The following is a 22171-nucleotide window of genomic DNA, read 5'->3' as shown; positions in this document are numbered from 1 at the left end:
AAGTCTGCCCGGAGCGAGATCCAACTGCTAGGTGAGCCAGTTCGGTCTTTTTGGTTTCCCAAATGAGCGACTGGTTAATTCCATCCAGCACTTGCACCCCTCTCCGGGCAAGGTACTATCTAGCTAAGAGCGTTGATAGCGTAGTCAAAGTAGGTGTTTGCTTCGTTAGCAGCTTGTCCGCTCAAACCATGATTAGCTTTCATGTATTTGATAGCTTCAACGTACCAGCTGGGGGACAAATCGAAGGAGCTGTTGATTTCAGCCAAACCAGCAATCAAAAATTCATCCATAGGACCAGTACCACCAGCAACTAAGCTGTAAGTAACGATGCGTAGGTAGTGTCCGACATCACGAGCGCACTTAGCTTTACCACGGCTGTCAGCAGCATACTGAGGTCCTGGTGTTTGGGTGGTGTAGGGGAATTTTTGGTATACAGCTTGGGTTGCACCATCAATCAATTTTTGTGCATTGGAGGTCAAAGCACGAGCAGCTTCCATGCTAGCAATAGCGCGAACGTAACGACCGTTAACTGCTTGTAGTTCGGTGTTGCCTAAGAAACGGCCTTGGGTATCAGCAGCTGCAATAGCTTCGGTAATTGGTGTTTTAACCATCTTCTAAAATCTCCTTGGTATTTCGTAAATTTTTGGTCTGATTACCTAAATGTTTAGGTGCTGGGCTTTGTGCTTAATCTTAAGCAACAGCAGCAGCAGCACGATCAAAGTAGCTAGCTACTTCAGACATCAATTGGCTGCAATCGCCTTTGGTGATGCCGTTAGGATCGTTAGCTAGACCAACAGCAGCTTCTTTCATTTTTTGTACGCCTACAGCTACGGAAGATCCAGGGGTTCCTAGAGCTTGGTAGGTTTCGCGTAAGCCGTTCAAGCAGCGATCATCTAAAACACTCGCATCACCAGCCAAGATAGCGTAGGTAACGTAACGTAAGATGATTTCCATGTCGCGCAGACAAGCAGCCATACGACGGTTGGTGTAAGCGTTACCACCAGGAGCGATCAATTGGGGTTGTTCTTCAAACAAAGCACGAGCTGCGTTGGTAACAATAGCTGATTGATTGCTGGTGATGCGGTTAACAACGTCTAAACGCTTGTTACCTTCTTTAACAACGTTGGTTAAAGCGTCTAGTTGCTCGTTGCTCAAAAACTCGCCTCTGGAGTCAGCTTGAGAAACTACCTTGGTAAATACATCTAATGTCATGGAATTTAATCTCCTAATTTCTTGAGATGTCTAGATTAAAACTGGCGGTGTTTTTTGAACTTCGCATGGTTTAGAGCTTAAGCGATTCCTATTTCTCTGAGTCTTGCCGGAATTATTCCAGGTCTTATAGATTCTCCATAGGGTCTCGCGTCTCTTTTGCACCAACAGCGATTAATCAAATTGGGAATGTTTAAAAACAGACTGGGGATCAAACCGCTTCTCACTTTTGTCTCTTGATTCCCTGTCACCAGAGCAACAAGCAATTATGAGAACCTGGGGTTATTTTATGAGAAATCGGCAAATTTGTATAAACTAATTGCTTTGTTTGACTTTTGTCTGTCATTTAACCCCTTCAGTTTATGTTTATACAATGCCACAGCTCCTTTATTTGTTACAAATTATGAATAAATAAGATGCCGGAATAAGAACCCCCTCAAATCCTTTACATACAAGGACTTTGCCTGAGAAAATGCCAAAAAAATCGTAATATTGCTTTACATTTCGGATAAATACCTGAAGAATTTATAAATTTTATATTTTATTAATTTTTCCAGAACTGTTGAAAATACAGGACATGAGAGTTTTTGGGTGTATTCTGAGTGAGTGCTGTTTTTATTAAATGTTGTTAATTTTATGTTGCTTAATTTTGCTATAAGTCGTTGTGGTCTATCTTTGGGGAGGGAAAAACTGGAGAAAAGTTTACAAATCTCAATATTAGGGACTAATTAGGAATCCCGATTATGGGTTGTGCCGTCGCTTCAGGTAGCAACTCGCCGCCGGAGAATTTCTAGCAAAGTAGTGAATGTTTGAGGAGGGGTAGCTGTGACTGAAATCCAATCCTGAGAAACGGGATGTTGTAACTTCAGTCGCCAAGCGTGCAGTGCTTGACCTGGTAAATTGACCCCTACAGAACGACCAGAACCATAAACTGGGTCGCCAACAATGGGATGACCGATTTTAACGCTGTGGACACGAATTTGATGGGTACGTCCGGTTTCTAATTGAAAATGGATTAATGTATAGTTTCCTAAACGTTCTAGTACCTGCCAATGAGTGATGGCAGACCTACCGCCTTTTTCTATAGGGACTACTGCCATTTTTTTTCTATCTTGGGGATGACGACCAATGGGGAAATCGATGATGCCAGTAGCGGTTTGTGGCGCACCGTAAACGACACCTAAGTATTCTCGCCGTGCGGTTTTTGCTTGGAGTTGTGCTTGTAGGCTGTGATATGCAAGGTCAGTTTTAGCAATGGCGATCGCCCCGGTTGTATCCTTATCTAATCGATGCACAATTCCTGGACGCTGGACACCGCCAATTCCGGGAAGATGGGGACAATGTGCTAATACAGCATTTACTAAAGTCCCATCAGGATGACCAGGTGCAGGATGAACCACTAAACCGGCTGGTTTGTTGAGAATTAGTAATTGGTCGTCTTCATAGAGAATATCGAGGGGGATATCTTCGGCTTCTAGTTGCAGGGGTTGGACTTCTGGAATTTCTAAAATAATGCGATCGCCTACTTTGACAGGAATTTTTTTAGTTTTGCAGATTTGATTATTCAGTTGAACCTGACCCTGTTCAATTAATTGTTGAATGCGAGAACGGGATAACTCTGGTAATTCTTGTGAAAGGTAAAGGTCAAGGCGTTGACCGTTAGTAATAGCTTCTCCAACACCTGTTTCTTCAACTTCTAAATTAAATGCGGTCATAATATTATTGCCTGATAAATAAACTTGAGATTCACTAAAATATTGAATTTATTATCACAAATGAAAACATCAATTTATGCCATATAAAATTTGTAAATTCCCCTATTTTACTTGATAGGCTTGTGAAAAAATAATGATTTTTAGTCCCCAATCCCCAGTCCCCAATCCCCAGTCCCCAATCCCCAGTCCCCAATCCCCACCTATAAAAAAATGAGGATGATATATATCATCCCCATTGAATTTGTTTTTTAGCTGATTTAACAATTACAGTTGGGGTACATACTGAGCTTTATCAGGTACTTCAGTGTACTCAGCGACAATTTGGCGAAATTCTTCGCCGTCTATAGTTTCTTTCTCGATGAGCAAATCTACTAAGCGATCGCAGGCTGTGCGGTGATCACGCATAATTTTCTTAGCGTTGTCATAGCATTCTTCTACGATTTCGCGGACTTGAGCATCAATGCGAGCTGCAATGGATTCCGAATACTCAGAACGGGTTGTCCAATCACGACCCAAGAAGACTTCACCTTGTTGGCTTTCCAGTGAAAGTGGCCCTAAGTTAGACATCCCAAAGCGAGTTACCATTTGACGCGCCATTCCTGATAATTGCTGCAAGTCTCCACCTGCGCCAGTTGTGACTTCCGCCGCACCAAATACCACTTCTTCAGCAGCGCGTCCACCCAAAGCACCAGTAATTCTGGCTTTCAGTTGAGAACGGGAAATTAATCCTTGTTCTTCGTTGGGAGTAAACCAGGTTAAACCTTGTGCTTGTCCCCGTGGGATGAGAGTAACTTTCTGTACGGGGTCATGTTCTTTTAACAAAGTCCCCACTAAAGCGTGTCCGACTTCATGGTAAGCAATCAAGCGTTTGCTCTTGCTATCTACCAATGGAGTACCTTCCATACCCGCAACTACTCTATCCACCGCATCATCAATTTCGCGGATGGTGATTGCTTCTTTACGTCTTCTGGCGGTGAGAATTGCGGCTTCGTTGAGTAAGTTAGCTAAATCTGCACCTGTGAAACCGGGTGTCCGGCGGGCGATCGCATCTAAAGATACACTAGGATCGAGCTTCTTATTCCGGGCGTGGACTTGTAAAACTTCCAAACGTCCTTTAATATCTGGTGCATCCACAGTTACTTGACGGTCAAAACGACCAGGACGTAGCAATGCTGAGTCTAGGACATCAGGACGGTTTGTGGCAGCAATAATAATAATACCAGTGTTGCCTTCAAAGCCATCCATTTCGGTGAGCAATTGGTTAAGGGTTTGCTCTCTCTCATCATTACCGCCACCAATACCAGCACCCCGTTGGCGACCCACTGCGTCAATTTCATCAATGAAGATGATACAGGGAGCGTTATCTTTCGCTTTCTTAAACAAATCGCGGACACGGGATGCACCCACACCCACAAACATTTCCACAAATTCCGAACCGGAAATACTGAAGAAAGGTACACCAGCTTCCCCAGCGATCGCTTTTGCTAGTAAAGTTTTACCAGTTCCTGGAGGCCCAATTAACAACACCCCTTTAGGAATGCGTGCGCCTACAGCCGTAAATTTTTCTGGCTGTTTTAAGAAAGTTACAACTTCTTGTAGTTCTTCTTTAGCTTCTTCAATACCTGCTACATCGTCAAACTTGACTCCGGTTTTAGCTTCCATTTGAAAGCGAGCCTTAGACTTGCCAAAGTTCATCGCTTGACCAGGGCCACCGGGCATATTGCTAGAGCGACGGAACAAAAAGAACAATCCGGTAATCAATAAAATTGGAAAAATTAGATTTCCCAGTAGTCCCCAAATCGCGCCATCATTACGCATGGGGTGGGCATCAAAACTAATGTTTTTTTCTTTGAGCTTGGTAATTAACTCAGGAGAATTAATGGGGAGATCAACCCGCCACCGTTGTACACTATTTTCGATATCTTGATCATTTGCTTCGATAATTGCCGTTCTACCACCTTCATATAGATCCACACTGGTAACACGATTAGCGTCCAAATATTCCAGAAAGCGGCCATAAGTCATGCGGGTATTAGCTGTATTTCTACTCATGTCAGCAGGAGCGCCAGCAAAGGCCCCTTGCCAGAAGAAAAAGCCAATTACCAAAGCAGGCAATGTCCAGAGTACTGCGACTCTCCAAGAGAATTTCATTTTAATTTGCCTCTAGATGCCAATACAATTAACCATCTCTAGGAACCGATGATCTGATCACCTGTCACTAGATAGGTGTGCCATTTTGTTTAATTTGATCTTTGATCCTAAATCGTATAGCTATAAGGCTATGACGACGATCTCAAAAAGTATCTTAATTAAAGTTAACTTAATTTTAATACAACTTTGCACCAGAAGTGAAGGGACTGGGGGGATCAAAAGATTGATAAAACCACCACAAGCCCTATATCCCAGTCATTACAGCATTTCTGTACCACTAAAAAATTACCTGAGTGGGAAATGAAGATATCTCATTTCCCAAATTTTCCTTTCCCTATTCAACCTCTGTGATTTGTAACGTATAGGGAAAATATTTGTCTTTTTCGTATGAACCAACCCAAATTTGGTAAATTCCCGGTAGCCATTCCCCGACTATACCGGGATTTTTGCCCTCGAAATCGTCATTACACCAAGTTCCCCCAGGGCCTTTGACAATCATTGTAGTATCTTGAGGACTTTCTACTAGTAGCTTTAAATACTCAAATCTATTGGTTAAATTCAATGTATGTCCTGGGGTTGTATCGACAAAGCCTGTACAAGGGCCAGTGGGGGTTTCAGCCCGTCCAGCCACTTTTCTACCGGGTACTGAGCCACCACTCATGCCTCTAACTGTGAAAGGATCTGGAGAAAATTGCTGGTTGATAGTGATATCTCCAAATATCGGTGGTGTGTCTTGAGCATCGGCTCCGGGATGAATTACTGATGTCATGCCGAGCGTAATGATCATCAACGATAATCTTATGCCTTGGTTTAGCACTATTTTGGACATTGTGGTTACATAATTTGCTCAGTGTTTTTTTATGACACGAATTTTACACCGTAAGTTCCCGGTATTGGGGATTGGGGATTGGGGATTGGGGACTGGGTACTGGGGACTAGGAACTTTTTCCCCCTGCTCCCTGCTCCCTGCTCCCTGCTCCCCTGCCTCTAATTGACGGCGATCGCCTGTTGTAAACGTGGCTGATCTAAATTAATCTGATTTAAGAGTAACCAGGATTGAATTAAATCTGGGCCATGAACATCTCCAGTTAAAGCGGCTCGGAGCGATCGCATCACTAATCCTTTCTTCAGTTTTTGCTCTTTTACCACCTGCTTAATGATATCTTGGGCGGCGGTTTCCGAAAATTCCGGTTGACTGGCCACAGCTGCCAGAATCGCCTCAAGTGCCACTGCTGACCCTTCTTTTTGTAATTGTTCGGTAGCTTCTGCTGTCAATTCTACCGTTGCACTAAAGAAAGGTTTACTCATCTCCACAGCATCTACCAGACGAGTTAAACTCTGGCTCAGTAAAGTCACCAACTGCTCTAACCAAGGGCGTTCTCGTCCTTCCCCAAAGGTAAATCCGGCGGCTTGCCAAAAGGGGATAATTAAATCTGTCAGTTGATCTGTGGGCATACTATGCAGATACTGACTATTTAACCAATCCAACTTTGCCCAGTCAAATTTAGCACCAGCTTTGTTCACCCGCTCAAAGTTAAACTTTTGCGCTGCGGTATCTAAAGTGAAAATTTCTTCAGTGGATTCTGGGGGTGACCAACCCAGCAAAGTCATGTAATTAACTAAAGCTTCCGCCGTAAAACCCATTTTCTGAAAATCACAAATGGAAGTAACTCCATCCCGTTTAGACAGTTTCCGCCCTTCCATATTTAAAATTAAAGGCGTGTGGGCAAACTTTGGAATTGTTGCACCTAAAGCTTCATATAACAGAATTTGCTTGGCGGTGTTAGCAATGTGATCTTCTCCCCGGATAACATGGCTAATTTGCATATCGATGTCATCGATGACAACAACGAAGTTGTACAGTGGTTGACCAATACCTGCTTCTGAAGCGCGGGCGATGACCATATCTCCCCCCAAATCACTACCGCGCCAAGTCATGGTTCCCCTAACTAAGTCATTCCAGACAATTTCTCGGTCATCAGCAATTTTAAACCGAATCACACAGCTACGCCCTTCAGCTTGAAAAGCTGCTTCTTGTTCTGGAGTCAGGTTACGGTGGCGATTGTCGTAACGGGGGGCTTCGTTTCTGGCTTTTTGTCTTTCTCGTAGCGCTTCTAATTCTTCGGAAGTAGTGTAACAGCGATAAGCTAAACCTTGTGCCAAAAGTTTTTCTACCGCCTCTTTATATATATCCAAGCGTTGGGATTGGAAAAATGGCCCTTCATCCCAGTTCAGTCCTAGCCAGCGAAAACCCTCTAGAATATTTTCTGTATATTCGGGACGCGATCGCTCTAAATCTGTATCTTCAATGCGGAGAATAAATTTTCCTCCGTGGTGGCGAGCAAATAACCAATTAAATACAGCAGTTCTGGCTGTACCAATATGTAAATTACCGGTTGGACTCGGTGCAATCCGAACTCTAATGGTCACAATTGTTTCTCTTTTTCAGAAAGGATGATCAATGTTCCTATAAATAAATATCCCCAGTCAGATACTGCCAGGGAACTTAAAAATTATTACTCGCTATGATAACGGGACTGACGGGGCTCGAACCCGCAACTTCCGCCGTGACAGGGCGGTGCTCTAACCAATTGAACTACAGTCCCTTGATTTCCAACTTCACTATTATGGCTGTTTAACTTGCATTTGTCAAGTGTTTTTTGGTAAGAAAGGAATTTTTTTTCAACAGCTATTTCAATACAGTTATTACAGTATAAAATAACACATAGCTTTATTTATTTCCACATTCATACCATTTGTTGCAACCTTTGAGATTGCATCTGTTTATACTGTTGTTTTAAGAGATTTTTGCTCACATGAGCTTGATTTGAGGGGGGTATATTTTTACTTTCTAGTACCCAGGTTTTTAACTTTTCCCTTTTTTCATCTGGGATGTAGCTGCTGAGAACCTTGGCACAGGAGTGGGGTGATTCTAAGGTAAAGCAAATTACTGGATAACGTTCATGAGTGACTAATGAATCCACCAGTTGATGATTTTGCGGATTTTGTAAATCTAAGTAACAGGGGAGCCACTTAAAACCCAGGGCTGGAGTCTGGATAATTGTCACCCAGAGCAACATGGGATGAGGAGATTTCAGCCAAATAAACTCGTTATGCAACTGACAATCACCAGCACGTTGATTAATTTCTTGTGCAGACAACATTAAACAGATGGTGACAATACTTGGCTGTGCAGTATTCAGCAGGTGGGGAAAAACAATTTCCAGGATAGGTTTATTTTTTGGCCATGTGAGTTCCCCGCATTTTTTCTCTATAGCTGGGGTTAACCCAGAAACTGGCGGTTGGTGGTGAAATTTCGGTGCTGGAGTTGTAGGTGCAGCATAAGGTACTTGTTTTTCTACAGTATTTAAAATTTGTAATATTTCTTTCATACTTTGGGGGCGATCGCTGGGTTTTTTCTCTAGACAAGCCATGATTAAATCATTGATTTGCTGAGGTAGTTGTAGTTGGGGTTCTACTTGTGCGATCGCGCGTGGCTCTTGAAAGTTATGTGCTTTATACCAAGCGCCAAATAAATCTGTTTCCGGCTCCCAAGGTTTCTTCCCTGTGAGCATTTCAAACATCACCACACCCAAACTATAAATATCAGAACGACTATCTAATTCTCCCTCGTCCAACTGTTCTGGGGAAGCGTAAGGCAGAGTCCCATAAAATTGTTGATGGTTACTAACTTTTGCGGTATAGTTTAAAAAACTTGCTATCCCAAAATCCAAAATTTTGACTAATTCACCTAATATCGCATCAGGAACCACTAATATATTAGCTGGTTTAATATCTCTATGAATTAAAGGACATATTCTATCATCAATATCAATACCTTGATGAGCGCATTCTAAAGCCCAACAAATTTGCCTTGTCAGATGCACAAATTGCGGTAAAGGTGTGGGAATCAAATCTTTTAAAGTCTTACCGTTCACATATTCCATCACATAATAAGGTTTCCCGCTTTCACTCACACCATAATCATAAGCTCGGACAATATGTAAACTTTTTTGACTTAAAGCTGCACTCACTAAAGCTTCATGAATAAACGCCTGTTTTATTTTGGCACTAGCAACAGTTTTTGCTAAAAACTTAATAGCAACTGGTATACCACCTAATAAAATATCATCCGCCAGAAAAACTTCACCCATTCCCCCCTTAGCAATCAACTTTTTGAGCTGATAGCGGTTAGCGAGCAAAGCAGTATGCTGTGGGGAAGCAAATGCACTTGGGTTCAATTTTACAACCTCTGTTTTTCCTACACTATTTAGATTATATATAGTTTTATCACTATTAGAGTAATCTAGTTTAATTTAGTTTAATTTCTGATAGTTTGAGTAGTTAGAGATTGGGGTAAACCTTTTTGTTTTATGATAAGCTTTTAAGTGCATAAGTAAGTTGGTTAAAATAAAGCTAACTATGAGAAGTGATGTAAAAATATTGTAATTTAGCCCTTAACTCAGGACTCAAACCCCGACTCTTAGTCATTCATGGGGTAGACCCCCAAAACCACGCTAACTAGAAACTTTTAATTATTGATGATGAACTACTTAAGGCAAGCTCAGGCAAAAAAATGAAATAGTAGTTCTATAATATATTAATTAATCACTGATTAGTGGTTTTCCGGATGGGAAAAAGTTTGAAAAATTTGACATAACAAATTTGAAGCCCAAGTTTTCCAAGGATTTTTTTCTGTTGTAGTAGTCCCTGAATTTTCTTTGAGAATTTGCAGTTTTAATTTCTTGTATTCGGCTTTTAAAATATTTTTAGCTTGACTAGAAGAAATCAATTCATAGGGTTTGAGTTTCAGCATTAGCCAGTCAGTAAGTTCTTGACGCTGACTATCCGCTAAATTTAAAGTCATCACATGAGCGCAATGATTTGGATTTTCAATGGCAAAAAACAGGAGATGATAATAGCCTGTATCGACTAAAACACGCGTAATCTTTTGACCGTGAGGATCTCTCATATCCAAGAAAAAAGATAGCCAGCGTACTAAAGAAGATTGAGTATCAAACAATACTGTTACCCATAATAACATAGGATATATATCCATTTTCCCAATCAATTCAGTGCGATGGGTTTTATCAATCAATTGAGAAATTTCTGCTTGGGGTAACATCGCCCAGAAAGTTGGTAATAAACCTTGTTTAGTACGCAACAAGTGCGGAAAAGCAATGGGAGAAATAGGTTTATGTTTCGGCCAGGTTTTTTTCCAACATTCTTTTTCTGATTCTGAGGTGACAGGGACTAATTGTACAGAAGATGAATTTTCGTTAATTTCACTATCCTGTATGGTTTGATTCTTGACTATTTGGAACTGGATTTGTTTAAAAGTTGCGAGAATTTTAGTAATATTTCGTGGGCGATCGCGTGGTTTTTTTGCTAAACAATTCAAGACTAATTGTTGTAATTCTAGTGGTATTTTGACCTGTGAGTTAACTTCTTCAAACCCTAGTGGGTGTTGAAAATGGTGAGCATGATACCAACTACCAAAGGATTGACTTGGGGTTTTAAAGGGATGTTTACCTGTAAGCATTTCAAACATTAAAACGCCTAAACTATAAATATCAGAGCGGACATCCAGCAATTTACTTCCTTCCATGTGTTCTGGAGAGCAGTAAGGTAAACTACCAACAAAAGAATCAGTAACTGTCACCCCACTGCGTTCGGTTAAAAATTTGGCGATTCCAAAATCAAGAATCCGCACAATTTCGCCCTGTTTAGCATCTTGAGTAATAAATATATTTTCTGGTTTAATGTCTCGATGAAGAATGGGGTAAACCTTACCTTTAAAGCTGATACCTTGGTGAGCGTGTTGTAATCCTAAGCAGATTTGATAAGAAATATATAAAAATCTTTTAAGTGTCAATGGCTTAACTTTCAGGATTTTTTTTAAGTTTTGACCTTGCAAATATTCCATTACATAAAAAGGTGTTTTGTCATCTGTCATCCCATAACTCAAAACACGGACAATATTTTTACTTTTACGGCCTAGTTGAGCGCCAATAAAAATTTCTCTAGCAAAGCGTTGGGATATTTTCTCACTTCCTAGACTCACTACCAAAATTTTGACAGCAACTTGTATTCTTCCTTTGGCTAAATCTTCTGCTAGGTAAACTCTACCCATTCCTCCTGAACCAATCAGACTTTTTATTAAATAGCGATTGTTCAAAAATTTGCCAATGTAAACATCTGTTTCGCTTTTTTGCTGCGGCATATTTGGAAGCTTTATGCTATGAAATAATTTATTTAGTCAAAATTATACCAATATCTGCAAAAATACCGCAATAATATTAGTGCTACAGCAGGCAAAAAGCTGGAAACTATCTAGAGTAATCGGCTTTGATTTTTAAACTTACTTGCGTAGGTGGGGAGTAGGGAGTGGGGAGTGGGAAACAGCTTTGTCACTTGTAAGCGCAAAGCGCAGGCTACGCCAACAGAAATCAAATATTAGTTCTATAATTGCAAGGGTTTTATTCTCAACCAGGAATCAAACGCCGTAACAACCTCATAATTGGTGATTCTACGGTAATTTTGAAGGCTAGAATTTGGTTACGTTGGAGAGGATGAAAATTATCATCACTAATCAGGATTAATGAGTGCTTTCCATCAGGGAGGCGAGATCCAAGGGTTAAGCCTTCTATATTGTCTAATGATACATCCAGAGTTCTCAAATCCAAGAGCAGTTTTTTATTAACGGGTTGAATTTTCTCGGAGTCAACAGCTAAAAGGCTGGGGATATCTTGAATTTGATCGGCTCCTGCTAAGGATACCTGAAATAGGGAAATGGCGAAACCCCAACCAGCAAAAGACCTTTCTAGACTGAGAAAGTTTCCATGATTATCTAAAGCTAATAAGTCAGGTAATCCACTGGCAAATGTACCAGTTAAATTGAGGGTTTGGGATACTGGTTCTGTTTGGTATAAAAATTCTTTTTCTGGTAAATTAGTAAGTAGATTGTACTGTAAAATTCGGCAGGAATTGCCAGTATTGGGTTTAGCTGCTGCTCCATCTTGAATGAGCGCATTTTCTGTGGCTGTAAATAAATGCTGATGATCGGGTGTAATGGTGAGACTTTCAAAGGCTAAGTTGTTGCGGATACCTTGCTGACTGTTTGTATCTGGTAAAAATTTCTGTGGTATGGGTAATGTTGTGAGTAATTTACCAGCAGTAAGGGAAAATTCTTGAATAAAGGGCTTAATTAATTGTCTGACATCCCCTTCTGACGAAATAAACACAGTATCTCGGTTGGTGAAAGCAATACCTTCTGTATCAGTTTCTCCGGAAATAAAGGGTTGATTATTTTGATTTAAGAGAGTAGTTACACCGACAGGAACAACATCACCGTTTTCTAGTTTACCTTTGCTCAGGTCTATTTTGAGGGTGTAAAATCGGGCTGGTGCTTTTTGTCCCCGGTCGTCGGAGATTGCATAATAGAGGTCGTTTTTAAGGTCGTAGGTGATTCCAGATAATCCACCAATTTCTGTATTTTCTAAGGTTGATTTTTGCGGTATTGTGGCTTCTCCTATAAACTCAATTTTGCTAATTTCAAAGGAATTTGTATAGGAATTATTCAGAAAAAAGCTGATGATGATAATGGGAAAAATAATGTAAATAATTAGTTGTAAAAATAACTTTTTTTTAATTATTTTCATCTAGTTTTTTATGGTTATCTTAATAAATTTAAAATGGTGCGCTGCGCTATGGAACAACACACCCTAATATTCTCAAGTTAGCGGAGGTAGGAACGATGTTGTTTACGGCGTTTTTTGGTCAGTTTGTTAAATAATAGGCGGAATTGGTTTGTACTTGGTTCAGTAGAATTTGTAGTGGTTTTTGATTTTTTTCGCCAATGATCTATTGAGTAAATATCAAAACTATGTCCAGCTAGTAAGATAAACAGGACTAAAGCATAACTAATCATGGATGTAGCCGCACCCCAATTCTGGACTGAGGTAACGCCCATTTTTAAGATGATCATTAAGATAAATGTGGCGATGAGGGCGCTACGTGTTGCTAAACCGATGGTGATTAATATTCCCACAATTAATTCTACTGGGGGAACGAGGTAGGAGTTAATTCTGACAAGAAATGGGGGAAAGTAAGAATCTTTGAGTTGTTCAACTATACCTTCTGCAAATTCTGGGATATCAAAGATGCGGGTAAATCCATGATTAAAGTAGTTGACACCAATGAGAATCCGTAGCAAGAGGTAAGCGATCGCAATATCTTGGGCTTTGAGACTAATGTTAGTTTGATGATCTTTCATGGTTCTCAATGTCGGAAATGGGCAAAATTAAGCGAACGGCGCGATCGTTTAGTAGATATGTATACAGCCAAGTGAGTAAAACTAGCAAGCGACTCCGGTATCCTGGTAAATATACTAGGTGAACGGCTAACCACATTAACCAAGCTAAAAAGCCTGTAAATTCAAAGTTACCAATTTTTCCTACTCCAGAATAGCAGCCGATAATGGCTAATCTCCCTTTGTTGAAGTAGCTAAAGGGTTGGGGTGATTTACCTCGCAGTTGTTGTTGAATATTACCGGCGACGGTGACACCTTGCTGAAGTGCTTCGGGCGCTACTCCAGATAATGGCGTATTATTTTGCTCTACATAAGCTAAATCCCCAATTGCATAGACGTTGGGGTGTTCTAGTAGTTGTAAGGTGGGATGAACTAATAATTTGCCTTTTTTGGCGGTGGATATGTCTGCTGATGTTGGGGGAAAGTTGGCTTCTAATCCCGCAGTCCAAATTACGGTGGCGCTAGGGATGATTTCGTTGTTATGTAAATGTACAGATGTTTTAGTAACTTGGTTAACTCGGCTTTGTAAGTAAATTTCTACTCCCAATTTAGTTAATTTTCTGTATGTGTAAATTCCGAGTTTTTGGGAAAATTCTCCTAATAGGCGATCGCCGGAATGGATGACAATTAATCTGACTTGTTTTAAATCCAGTGTGGGATAATCTTGGCGCAATTTACCCCGCAGCATTTCTATGACAGCACCAGCCATTTCTACTCCTGTAGCACCACCCCCGACTATAGTAAATGTCAGTAGTTGTTGGCGGATATCTGGATCTGATTCCTGACTAGCCAGTTGTAAACAAGATAAAATCTGATTACGTAATTTCACTGCTTCTGCTAAAGTCCGCATCGGAAAAGCGTATTCTGCTGCGCCAGTCACACCTAAATATTGAGTTTTACTCCCAGTAGCAATTACTAAAAAATCATAGGCGATCGCACAGTCATCTGTTTGCACAATTTGGGCTGCAAAATCAATGCGTTGTACTTCCCCCCATACAAACCGCGTTTTCGGCTTATGCTGATATCTTTTCCCAGAGAACCGCCGTAAAATGGTGCGAATGGGGTAAGCAATATACTCTGGTTCTAATTGACTTGTGGCTACTTGATAAAGCAGTGGGACAAAAGTGTGATAATTATGACGATCAATTAAATAGATATCCGCCCCAGAATTAGCTAAAGATTGGGCTACCTGCAATCCACCAAATCCAGCGCCAACTATGACAATGCGGGGAGTGTTCAAATTTCCTCTCCTAATTCAGCTAGTTGGTTAAGTTTATATACACTATATTAATTTTTATTTCTAGAAAAAATATTATTCTCTACTAGAGGTAGAAAATTTGCTCTGTAAAATTCTCTTTCCAATTATATAAGGTACATCTTAGCCCCCTGATCGCTTTCAGTTGTCAGCGCAAAGCGCAGGCTACGCCAACAGAAATCAAATAGGAGTCTTATATAATAAGGTAGTGATGCCATTAATTTTTCAGTTTTTCACGGCTAAAAATAGTTAATCTCACACCCGTAGCATTATGTACACTTCACAACAATTCAAAACAATACTATCATTATTACCAGATTTTAGTAATTCAGAGTTAAAAGTTATTCAACAAACAATTAATGCAATAATTGCCAACAAAAATCAGACAAATTTTAACTATATTTATCCTACTTGGGTAGAAAATGTAGAACATATTTCCAAAATGTCTGCATCTGGTTATGGAACTGTAATACCTCAAGAAAATTTATATTCCCACCCTGTAACCTTGCATAATTGGTCTGTCATGAGAGAAACTGTAAAAGATGTGAGTTTATCTCAAGTAGAACCATTAAATCAAAAGTCTGCCAAGGATGAAAAACTTACTCGTCCTCTAGGTATATGGAAAGGTAAGGTCAGAATGTCCGAAGATTTCGATGATTTATCAAAGGATATTCTAGCTGAATTTGGTATGGAATAATAATGAAGCTATTGCTTGATACTTGCGCTTTAATTTGGGCGCTTGAGGATAACACCTGTCTTTTACCTGAAGTAAAGTATCGATTATTACTAGCCCTGGCGACTAGAAGTCGCGGCTACACAAACTAAACCCGCCTGCGCGGGTTAAAAAACCTTGATTTTCCATTAGTCCACGCAGATGGACTTGGCCTGTGTAGTAGCTTATCGCTAACGCGAAGCGTAGCCATATTATATTCGCCTAAAACTTTTAAAACATCCTCTTAAACCAAATTTAGTTGGACAAATTCTACCAACCAATCCTTAACATTACGGGTAGCGCGACAATCATCTTCATTGTAACTTTGAATCACTTCTAGCAAAGTGCGATCGCCAGTTTCCAGCCATTGATCATACCAGTAAATACATTTAGCACCGCTAGCTTCCTTTTCACGCCATTCAAAACCCAACCACCTAGCAATGGCTTTCAAGGCGTAACTTTCTATAGGTAACACCACACTTTTAGTTAATTGTTCGTATACATCCACAAACCGATTTAACACCGGACGCACTGAAGCATTAGGAGTTTGGTAAAGTTTCGCCAGTCGTTTCACTGTATCAACTTCATAAGCACAAAAATGATAAATTGGCGCATGGGGATATTGCCAAACTAAATCAAGAAATTGTTGCCAAATTAACTCTTCCTCTTCTGGTCTTTCCGCCAACAATGAATAAAATGTTTCTGTATTAGCTTGCTTATCAACTACCAAAATTCCCAACAGATAATCTAAATCTAAATCTGGCTGTGCTTCAATATCAAAATACATCTCTACAGGAGAGGTAAAAATAATATCTTCTCTTGGTAAAGCATTAGGTAAAATAAACGGGCGTTTTTGTAGGACAGATTGGGCTTGTACAATCAGCTTGGGTGAAACAGTTCTGTCAAAACCAGGGAGATTTTCCAAAATCACAGGACTGGTATCAGCGAGAGATTCCACAGTGTGAATAGATAAAGCCCGTAGTTGATGGTAGCGAACAGGTGTAACTCCTGGTAACAAAGAAAGGTGTTGCTGTGATTGCGCGATCGCATAACATTGATTATACCAATGACACAGATTACACTTTTGGCGAGAAATAAACACTTCTGGGGGTTCAGCTAACTCTAATGCTTGGAGAAATTCCAGTAAAATCCCCTGCATTTGTGGTATCCATTTAGATAAATCCACTGTATAATTTCTGGCTTGACTCCGTAACAACAACCAAGCTGTTTCCGGTATTTTTGCCTGTACCTTTGTTAACACTTGAGCGTGAAACGCTGCCACAATTTGATATTCTTGCTTAGGACGCTTACCCAACTCGATATTAGCGGGGACATACATCCAATCGCCAAACCGAGACTCACCAGGCTGTTTGACAAGTAAATCGGGACGGCTGAGAAAGGTGTATTCTGGATATTCACAGCATAGGGAAACATCTTGATCTTCCCCATTTGCCAAATCTTGGTAATTAGCTAACAGTACACCGCGATAAATGTAGGTAACTCCACGCTGCATTAATTCTAAAGTCGCTGATGCACCTGCTTTCCAGTCCCCCCGTGGGAAATCTGGTTTGTGATTATCACTCAAGTCTGCCAAAATACTCATACGATGAGCGATTTTATCCTGTTGTAACTTGAGTAACAACTCGTTAGGAGCAGCACGCTGGGGTCTATCGCCGTGAGCATCTAAAACAGGTCGGCGTTTACAGCGTTGATATTGCAGTAGGTGTTCGGCATTGATTAACATTCCTTTAAGTTAACAATAATTCCCTAAATCTGGTTACGACCAAGAACACTTTTATAGCTGGGGAGTAGGGAGTAGGGAGTAGGGAGTAGGGTAAAAGCCTTTTTGTGTCTAAGTTTTATGATTATTTTATGTCCTAACGCCCTTGGCGGTTTCTATAAAACTCATTTCCTAGTGTACTCTGTGGTTTCTTTTCTCTTAACTTTTAAAACAATCCCTATTTTGAAGTATTTATGACTAATATTCCTGCTACACAAACTAAATTAGATCAACATCGCGCCCAATTTCCGGCTTTAGGGAATAAGGTTTATCTTAATTATGGTGGACAAGGGCCGATGCCTCAAGGGGCGATGGATGCTATTACTCAAGGTGAGGCGGAAATTCAACAACTTGGCCCTTTTGGTAATCAAGCCTATGCTAAAGTTAGCCAAGCTAAGGAAAATCTCCGGGATGCGATCGCCGGAGAATTGCAAGCACCACCAGAAACCATTACTCTGACAGAAGATGTCACTGTGGGCTGTAATATTGCCATGTGGGGTATTGACTGGCGTGCTGGCGACCATATCCTACTTTCTGACTGCGAACACCCAGGAGTAATTGCAGCATCCCAAGAAATCGCCCGCAGATTTGCTGTAGAAGTTACTACCTGTCCCCTGAAAGCAACTTTAAACGCTGGCGATCCCGTGACTGTGATTGCGGAAAACTTACGCCCCCAGACTCGCCTAGTAATTTTAAGTCATGTGTTCTGGAATACTGGACAAGTTTTACCTATTGACAAAATCGTTGAAGTATGCAGGAAAAATAATTCTTTAGCTTTAGTCGATGCTGCCCAGTCTGTGGGTTTATTACCGTTAAATTTAACCGAATTGGGGGCAGATTTTTACGCCTTTACAGGTCACAAATGGTTATGTGGTCCTGCGGGTGTGGGTGGTTTATATGTCAGTCCTACCGCTAGAGAAAAATTACAACCGACATTTATTGGCTTGCGTGGGGTTGTTGTGGATAGTCACAGTCAACCGATAAATTGGCAACCGGATGGCCGAAGATATGAAGTATCAACATCAGCTACATCATTATATGTGGGTTTAACTGAGGCGATCGCCATTCATCAGCAATGGGGAACCGCACAAGCACGTTATCAGCAAATTTGCCGTAACAGTGAATATCTGTGGCAACAATTAACACACCTCCCCGATGTGCAGTGTCTGCGAACCTTTCCACCGGAAAGCGGGATAGTGTCTTTTCAACTCACCCATTCACAACCAAAACTGCATTTTCAGTTAGTGCAATTCTTAGAAACCCAAGAAATTTTAACCCGCACAATAGCTGACCCTGATTGTATCCGCGCCACGGTTCATTACTTAACTTTGGAATCAGAAATTGACCAACTAATTGAGGGTGTACAAAAGTTTGGTAAATAATTTCAATTCTTGATTAGATCGGAATTATCGAACCACAAAGGACGCAAAGTACACAAAGAAAGAAAGAAAGAAAGAAAGAAAGAAGTTCTACTCCCACACTCCCCACACTCCCCACACTCCCCACTCCCCCAATGAATCGTCCTATTTTATACGTAGCTATTACAAACCACGGCTTTGGTCATGCGACGCGCACAGCTTCTGTCGCAGCAACAATTCAAAAATTATGTCCAGAAATTTTGCTGATTATGGTGACAACTGCTCCCCGGTGGTTGCTAGAGTGCTACATAGAAGGCGACTTTATTCATCGTCCCCGCGCTTTTGATTTAGGGGTGGTGCAGTCAGATAGCTTGACAATGGATAAACCGGCGACTTTAGCCAAGTTGCAGGATATTAAAAAAAACCAAAACTCTTTAATCGCCTCAGAAGTCAATTTTATCCGTCAAAACCGGGTAAATTTAATCTTGGCAGATATCCCGTTTTTAGCACCTTTATTCGCCAAAGCCGCAAATATTCCCTGTTGGATGATGAGCAATTTTGGCTGGGACTTCATCTACCGAGATTGGGGAGGGGAATTTATTCCCATTGCAGATTGGATTAGTGAATGTTATTCCCAGTGTGACAAGCTGTTTCGCTTACCTTTTCACGAATCCATGTCAACTTTCGGTAATATTACAGATGTGGGCTTGACTGGAGGTTCTCCGCGTTACAGCAACGATCAACTCCGCGCTGATTGGGGAATTACTGCGCCGAGAGAAAAAACGATTTTGCTTACCTTCGGCGGTTTGGGTGTACAACAAATTCCCTACGATAATTTAGGAAATTTCCCCCATTGGCAATTTATTGTTTTTGATAAATCTGCACCTGATTTACCAAATGTTTGCAAAATTAGCGACAAGAAATATCGCCCGGTGGATTTTATGCCAATATGTGGGCGTGTGGTTTCTAAACCTGGTTACAGCACTTTTTCGGAAGCAGCCAAACTGGATTTACCCATAGTTACCATTCCGCGAGATGACTTTGCGGAAGCTGAGTTTTTGTTATCTGGTATTGTTAATTACAATCAGCATCAAATCCTGACTCCCTCAGAATTTTTTGACGATAACTGGGATTTTCTACATCAAACACCCCAAATACCACAGCAAACTCAACCTTTAGCTAAAGATGGGAATGAGGCGATCGCCCACGCTGTCATTGAGTATTTTAGAATAGTACGGAGTGGGGAGTAGAAAGTAGGGAGTAGGGAGTAGGGAGTAGGCAGAGTTAAAATTATAACTAAGATAAAATTGTAGTCAGTGTTTCTACTAAAATTTTATTTTGTGCATCTGTACCAACACTAATGCGTAGCTTATCATCCAGTCCTGGCTGTGGGAAATAGCGGATTAAAATATTTCGGGCTTTTAACTGTTGATAAAGATATTCCGCATTGTTGTGGGGAGGCTGTACCAACAAAAAATTAGTATGAGAATCCCGAACATAGAAACCTAAATTTTTTAACTCCTGAGCCAATTCAATCCGGGATGCTGTCACCTTTGCTGCACAGGCGTTTTTATAATCTTGATCAATAATTGCCGCCGTTCCTAAAGCACAGGCGATCGCATCAATATTATAACTATCCTTCACCTTAAACAACCCATGCAGCAACTGCGGATTTGCCACACCAAAACCCAAGCGTAAACCAGCCAAAGAATAACCCTTAGAAAGTGTCCGAATCACAATGACATTCTCATACTCCTTCACCAAATCCAAAGCATTCTCCGCCGCAAAATCCACATAAGCCTCATCAATCACTAAAATCCCAGATAAACGGCTTGCTAGCTCTCGTAAATCCTCAATTGGTACAATATGCCCCGAAGGACTATTAGGCGAAGCGATGAATGTCACAGCACCATTAGCCGCAATTAGTGGATCCAGAGGTAACTGGTAATTCTCACCATAAGGAATTTCCACCACTTCCCCCCCCTGCATTTGGCTCAAAGTCACATACAAAACATAAGTTGGTATCGGGTAAACCACCCTTCGCCCCGGTTCAACGCAAGCCCGCATCACCAAATTCAGAACTTCATCACTACCATTCCCCACAATAATCCAATCACTAGGAACACCCAAGACTTGGCTTGCAGCTCTGCGAAACTCTCCCCCCAACGGTTCTGGATAGCGTCGCAACCATTCCCCCTGAATATTCTTCAGCACAGCTAGGACAGAAGGCGAGGGAGGATAAGGATTTTCATTACTGTTAAGTTTAATGATATCTTTCCCCCGTGGCGGCTGTTCACCGGGGATATAAATAGCCATTCCGTCGATATTAGAGCGAAAATAGTTGGTCATGGGTCATACTAGTTCTGAAAATATCTACCGAGTGATTCTAAAAATCTCCTTGGCTTTAGCTGTGAAAGGATGTCAAGTAGCTATAACCTTCTCACAGAGAGAGCATTAGCTTCCAGGCAATTAGTTGGTGTTAGCATAAGCTAGCTTTTGCTTAGGCTAAATTCCTCCCATTTTTCACTACCTCACTACCAAGGGTAGTTTAGCAACTTGTATGTAAAATTGTTTGGTGTGTACTTATGGGATATTTTCAGCCTATCAAATGCACCTCTATCTCCAAAAATTATTGCTCGAACAAAAAACTAACAACTATGTCATCTACTGAACCTAACCCCAATGAGTTAAATCAGGCTGAAACTCAACTTCAAACCCCACTGGAAACTGAAGCAGTAACTGAAGAAGTAACTGAAGCAGTAACTGAAGAAGTAGCTGAAGCAGTAGCTGAAGAAGTAACTGAAGAAGTAGCTGAAGCAGTAACTACTGATACTGACAACAGTGATACTGACAGCAGTGAAATTCAGGAAGAGATTGAAGAATCTGGCGCAATATTTCAAGCTATTGGGGTAATTGTCGGGGATGTAAACTTAAATACAGATGGTAAAAATACAGTCACCATTGGTACTTTTGAATACCCGCTCTTCTATATTCCCCAAAAACGCAAAGTATTTGACGCTCTCAGCAAAGAAATAGAAACAACTGGGAACCGTACTTTTAGACTAGTTGTTTATCCTAAAGCCGTTCATTTTCCACGGAAAGACCAACCCCACACCATGACTTTTCAGTTAGTAGGCTTTGATAGGGGAAGAGAACAACAGACAGTTTCCGCAGAGTTAGAAGATAACGAGTTTAAATTTTCCGGACTATGGCAATTTATCCCCGTCTGTCAAACTCCCTGCATTTCTGTTTTCCGCAACTTTACTCGTGAAAGACTCGAATATATTAAGCAAGCCGAGCCAACGAGAAAGGTAAAATTCATGAAGGCTAGCCATCTACCTTTATTCTGGAAAGATGCACCAGTCAGACCCTTTAGATTTAATCCCAAAGCGGAAAAAGAAGACCAAGGACATCCAGTATTTGTCTCCCTGAAAGCCAAATTTTTACCTGGGCGGAATGTCTTCGGTTTTCTCGCACTCTTAGCGCCACCCCAAGAAACTGCACCCAGATTTCTCAAAGCATCGAAAAAGGATAAAGCCACAGCACTGCAAGAATCGAAAAAGAACAAAGCCACCCTCCCCCAACCAGCGAAAAAGGATAAGCCCAAGCCTGCTAGTAATTTACCTAAACCAGTGATTAAAAAGCATTCTCCAGAGGCTGCAAAAGAAGAGGAGAAATAG

General features: G+C 40.9%; 17 protein-coding genes and 1 tRNA gene. 4 read left to right on the top strand and 14 right to left on the bottom strand.

Translation table 11 applies throughout. The features are described 5' to 3' along the window. Positions 1-119: 119 nt before the first annotated feature. The 12 genes from cpcA to ACM0OP_RS10130 all read right to left on the bottom strand — a co-directional run bounded on the left by cpcA (position 120) and on the right by ACM0OP_RS10130 (position 14626). Positions 120-611, bottom strand: a complete 492-nt coding sequence (gene cpcA, locus ACM0OP_RS10185; protein ID WP_414528297.1) for a phycocyanin subunit alpha — start codon at positions 609-611, stop codon at positions 120-122. Positions 612-690: 79 nt separating this feature from the next. Then, a complete protein-coding gene (locus ACM0OP_RS10180; RefSeq protein ID WP_414528296.1) occupies positions 691-1212 on the bottom strand; it encodes a phycocyanin subunit beta in 522 nt (173 codons plus the stop codon). Between the two features lie 758 nt (positions 1213-1970). After that, a complete protein-coding gene (locus ACM0OP_RS10175) occupies positions 1971-2924 on the bottom strand; it encodes an RluA family pseudouridine synthase (protein ID WP_414528295.1) in 954 nt (317 codons plus the stop codon). 264 nt (positions 2925-3188) lie between these two features. Further along, positions 3189-5075, bottom strand: coding sequence for an ATP-dependent zinc metalloprotease FtsH2 (gene ftsH2, locus ACM0OP_RS10170; RefSeq protein WP_414528294.1), 1887 nt, complete (start codon positions 5073-5075; stop codon positions 3189-3191). A 334-nt stretch (positions 5076-5409) separates the two neighbouring features. Next, positions 5410-5904, bottom strand: coding sequence for a hypothetical protein (locus tag ACM0OP_RS10165; protein WP_414528293.1), 495 nt, complete (start codon positions 5902-5904; stop codon positions 5410-5412). A 158-nt stretch (positions 5905-6062) separates the two neighbouring features. Continuing rightward, positions 6063-7505: a glutamate--tRNA ligase gene (gene gltX / locus ACM0OP_RS10160; RefSeq protein WP_414528292.1), complete on the bottom strand. Its 1443-nt coding sequence runs from the start codon at positions 7503-7505 to the stop codon at positions 6063-6065. A 102-nt stretch (positions 7506-7607) separates the two neighbouring features. After that, positions 7608-7681 (bottom strand) — tRNA-Asp (locus tag ACM0OP_RS10155). A gap of 141 nt (positions 7682-7822) precedes the next feature. Beyond that, the gene (locus tag ACM0OP_RS10150) at positions 7823-9316 is read right to left on the bottom strand and encodes a serine/threonine protein kinase (protein WP_414528291.1); all 1494 of its coding nucleotides are present in this window, start codon (positions 9314-9316) and stop codon (positions 7823-7825) included. A 374-nt stretch (positions 9317-9690) separates the two neighbouring features. Further along, positions 9691-11298, bottom strand: a complete 1608-nt coding sequence (locus ACM0OP_RS10145) for a serine/threonine protein kinase (protein WP_414528290.1) — start codon at positions 11296-11298, stop codon at positions 9691-9693. A 262-nt stretch (positions 11299-11560) separates the two neighbouring features. Then, positions 11561-12736 carry an esterase-like activity of phytase family protein gene (locus ACM0OP_RS10140; RefSeq protein ID WP_414528289.1) on the bottom strand — a complete coding sequence of 392 codons (1176 nt, stop codon included), beginning with the start codon at positions 12734-12736 and terminating at the stop codon, positions 11561-11563. A gap of 77 nt (positions 12737-12813) precedes the next feature. After that, a complete protein-coding gene (locus tag ACM0OP_RS10135) occupies positions 12814-13350 on the bottom strand; it encodes a DoxX family protein (protein ID WP_414528288.1) in 537 nt (178 codons plus the stop codon). Next, on the bottom strand, positions 13331-14626 hold the full coding sequence (locus ACM0OP_RS10130; RefSeq protein ID WP_414528287.1) for an NAD(P)/FAD-dependent oxidoreductase: 1296 nt from the start codon (positions 14624-14626) through the stop codon (positions 13331-13333). The genes ACM0OP_RS10135 and ACM0OP_RS10130 overlap by 20 nt, the downstream gene beginning before the upstream one ends. A 286-nt stretch (positions 14627-14912) precedes the next feature. Between ACM0OP_RS10130 and ACM0OP_RS10125 the strand changes: the two genes are divergently transcribed. After that, positions 14913-15338, top strand: coding sequence for a hypothetical protein (locus ACM0OP_RS10125; protein WP_414528286.1), 426 nt, complete (start codon positions 14913-14915; stop codon positions 15336-15338). Between the two features lie 259 nt (positions 15339-15597). On the opposite strand, the gene ACM0OP_RS10120 is transcribed toward ACM0OP_RS10125, so the two are convergent. Continuing rightward, positions 15598-17097 carry a TM0106 family RecB-like putative nuclease gene (locus ACM0OP_RS10120; protein ID WP_414528285.1) on the bottom strand — a complete coding sequence of 500 codons (1500 nt, stop codon included), beginning with the start codon at positions 17095-17097 and terminating at the stop codon, positions 15598-15600. Positions 17098-17327: 230 nt separating this feature from the next. Between ACM0OP_RS10120 and ACM0OP_RS10115 the strand changes: the two genes are divergently transcribed. After that, positions 17328-18515 carry an aminotransferase class V-fold PLP-dependent enzyme gene (locus ACM0OP_RS10115; protein WP_414528284.1) on the top strand — a complete coding sequence of 396 codons (1188 nt, stop codon included), beginning with the start codon at positions 17328-17330 and terminating at the stop codon, positions 18513-18515. Between the two features lie 131 nt (positions 18516-18646). Further along, entirely contained in the window at positions 18647-19741 is a 1095-nt protein-coding gene (locus tag ACM0OP_RS10110) for a glycosyl transferase (protein WP_414528283.1), read from the top strand. Between the two features lie 46 nt (positions 19742-19787). Here the strand turns inward: ACM0OP_RS10110 and hisC are convergent, their stop codons facing one another. Beyond that, on the bottom strand, positions 19788-20840 hold the full coding sequence (gene hisC / locus ACM0OP_RS10105; protein WP_414528282.1) for a histidinol-phosphate transaminase: 1053 nt from the start codon (positions 20838-20840) through the stop codon (positions 19788-19790). Between the two features lie 308 nt (positions 20841-21148). Here hisC and ACM0OP_RS10100 point away from each other — a divergent pair, with 308 nt between their 5' ends. Continuing rightward, the gene (locus ACM0OP_RS10100; protein WP_414528281.1) at positions 21149-22171 is read left to right on the top strand and encodes a hypothetical protein; all 1023 of its coding nucleotides are present in this window, start codon (positions 21149-21151) and stop codon (positions 22169-22171) included.

Origin of the sequence: Nodularia chucula CCY0103, assembly GCF_963923915.1 — a bacterium.
GTDB lineage: Bacteria > Cyanobacteriota > Cyanobacteriia > Cyanobacteriales > Nostocaceae > Nodularia > Nodularia chucula.
Note: the sequence above shows the minus strand (reverse complement) of the source record. Positions and strands in the feature narration are given on the sequence as shown.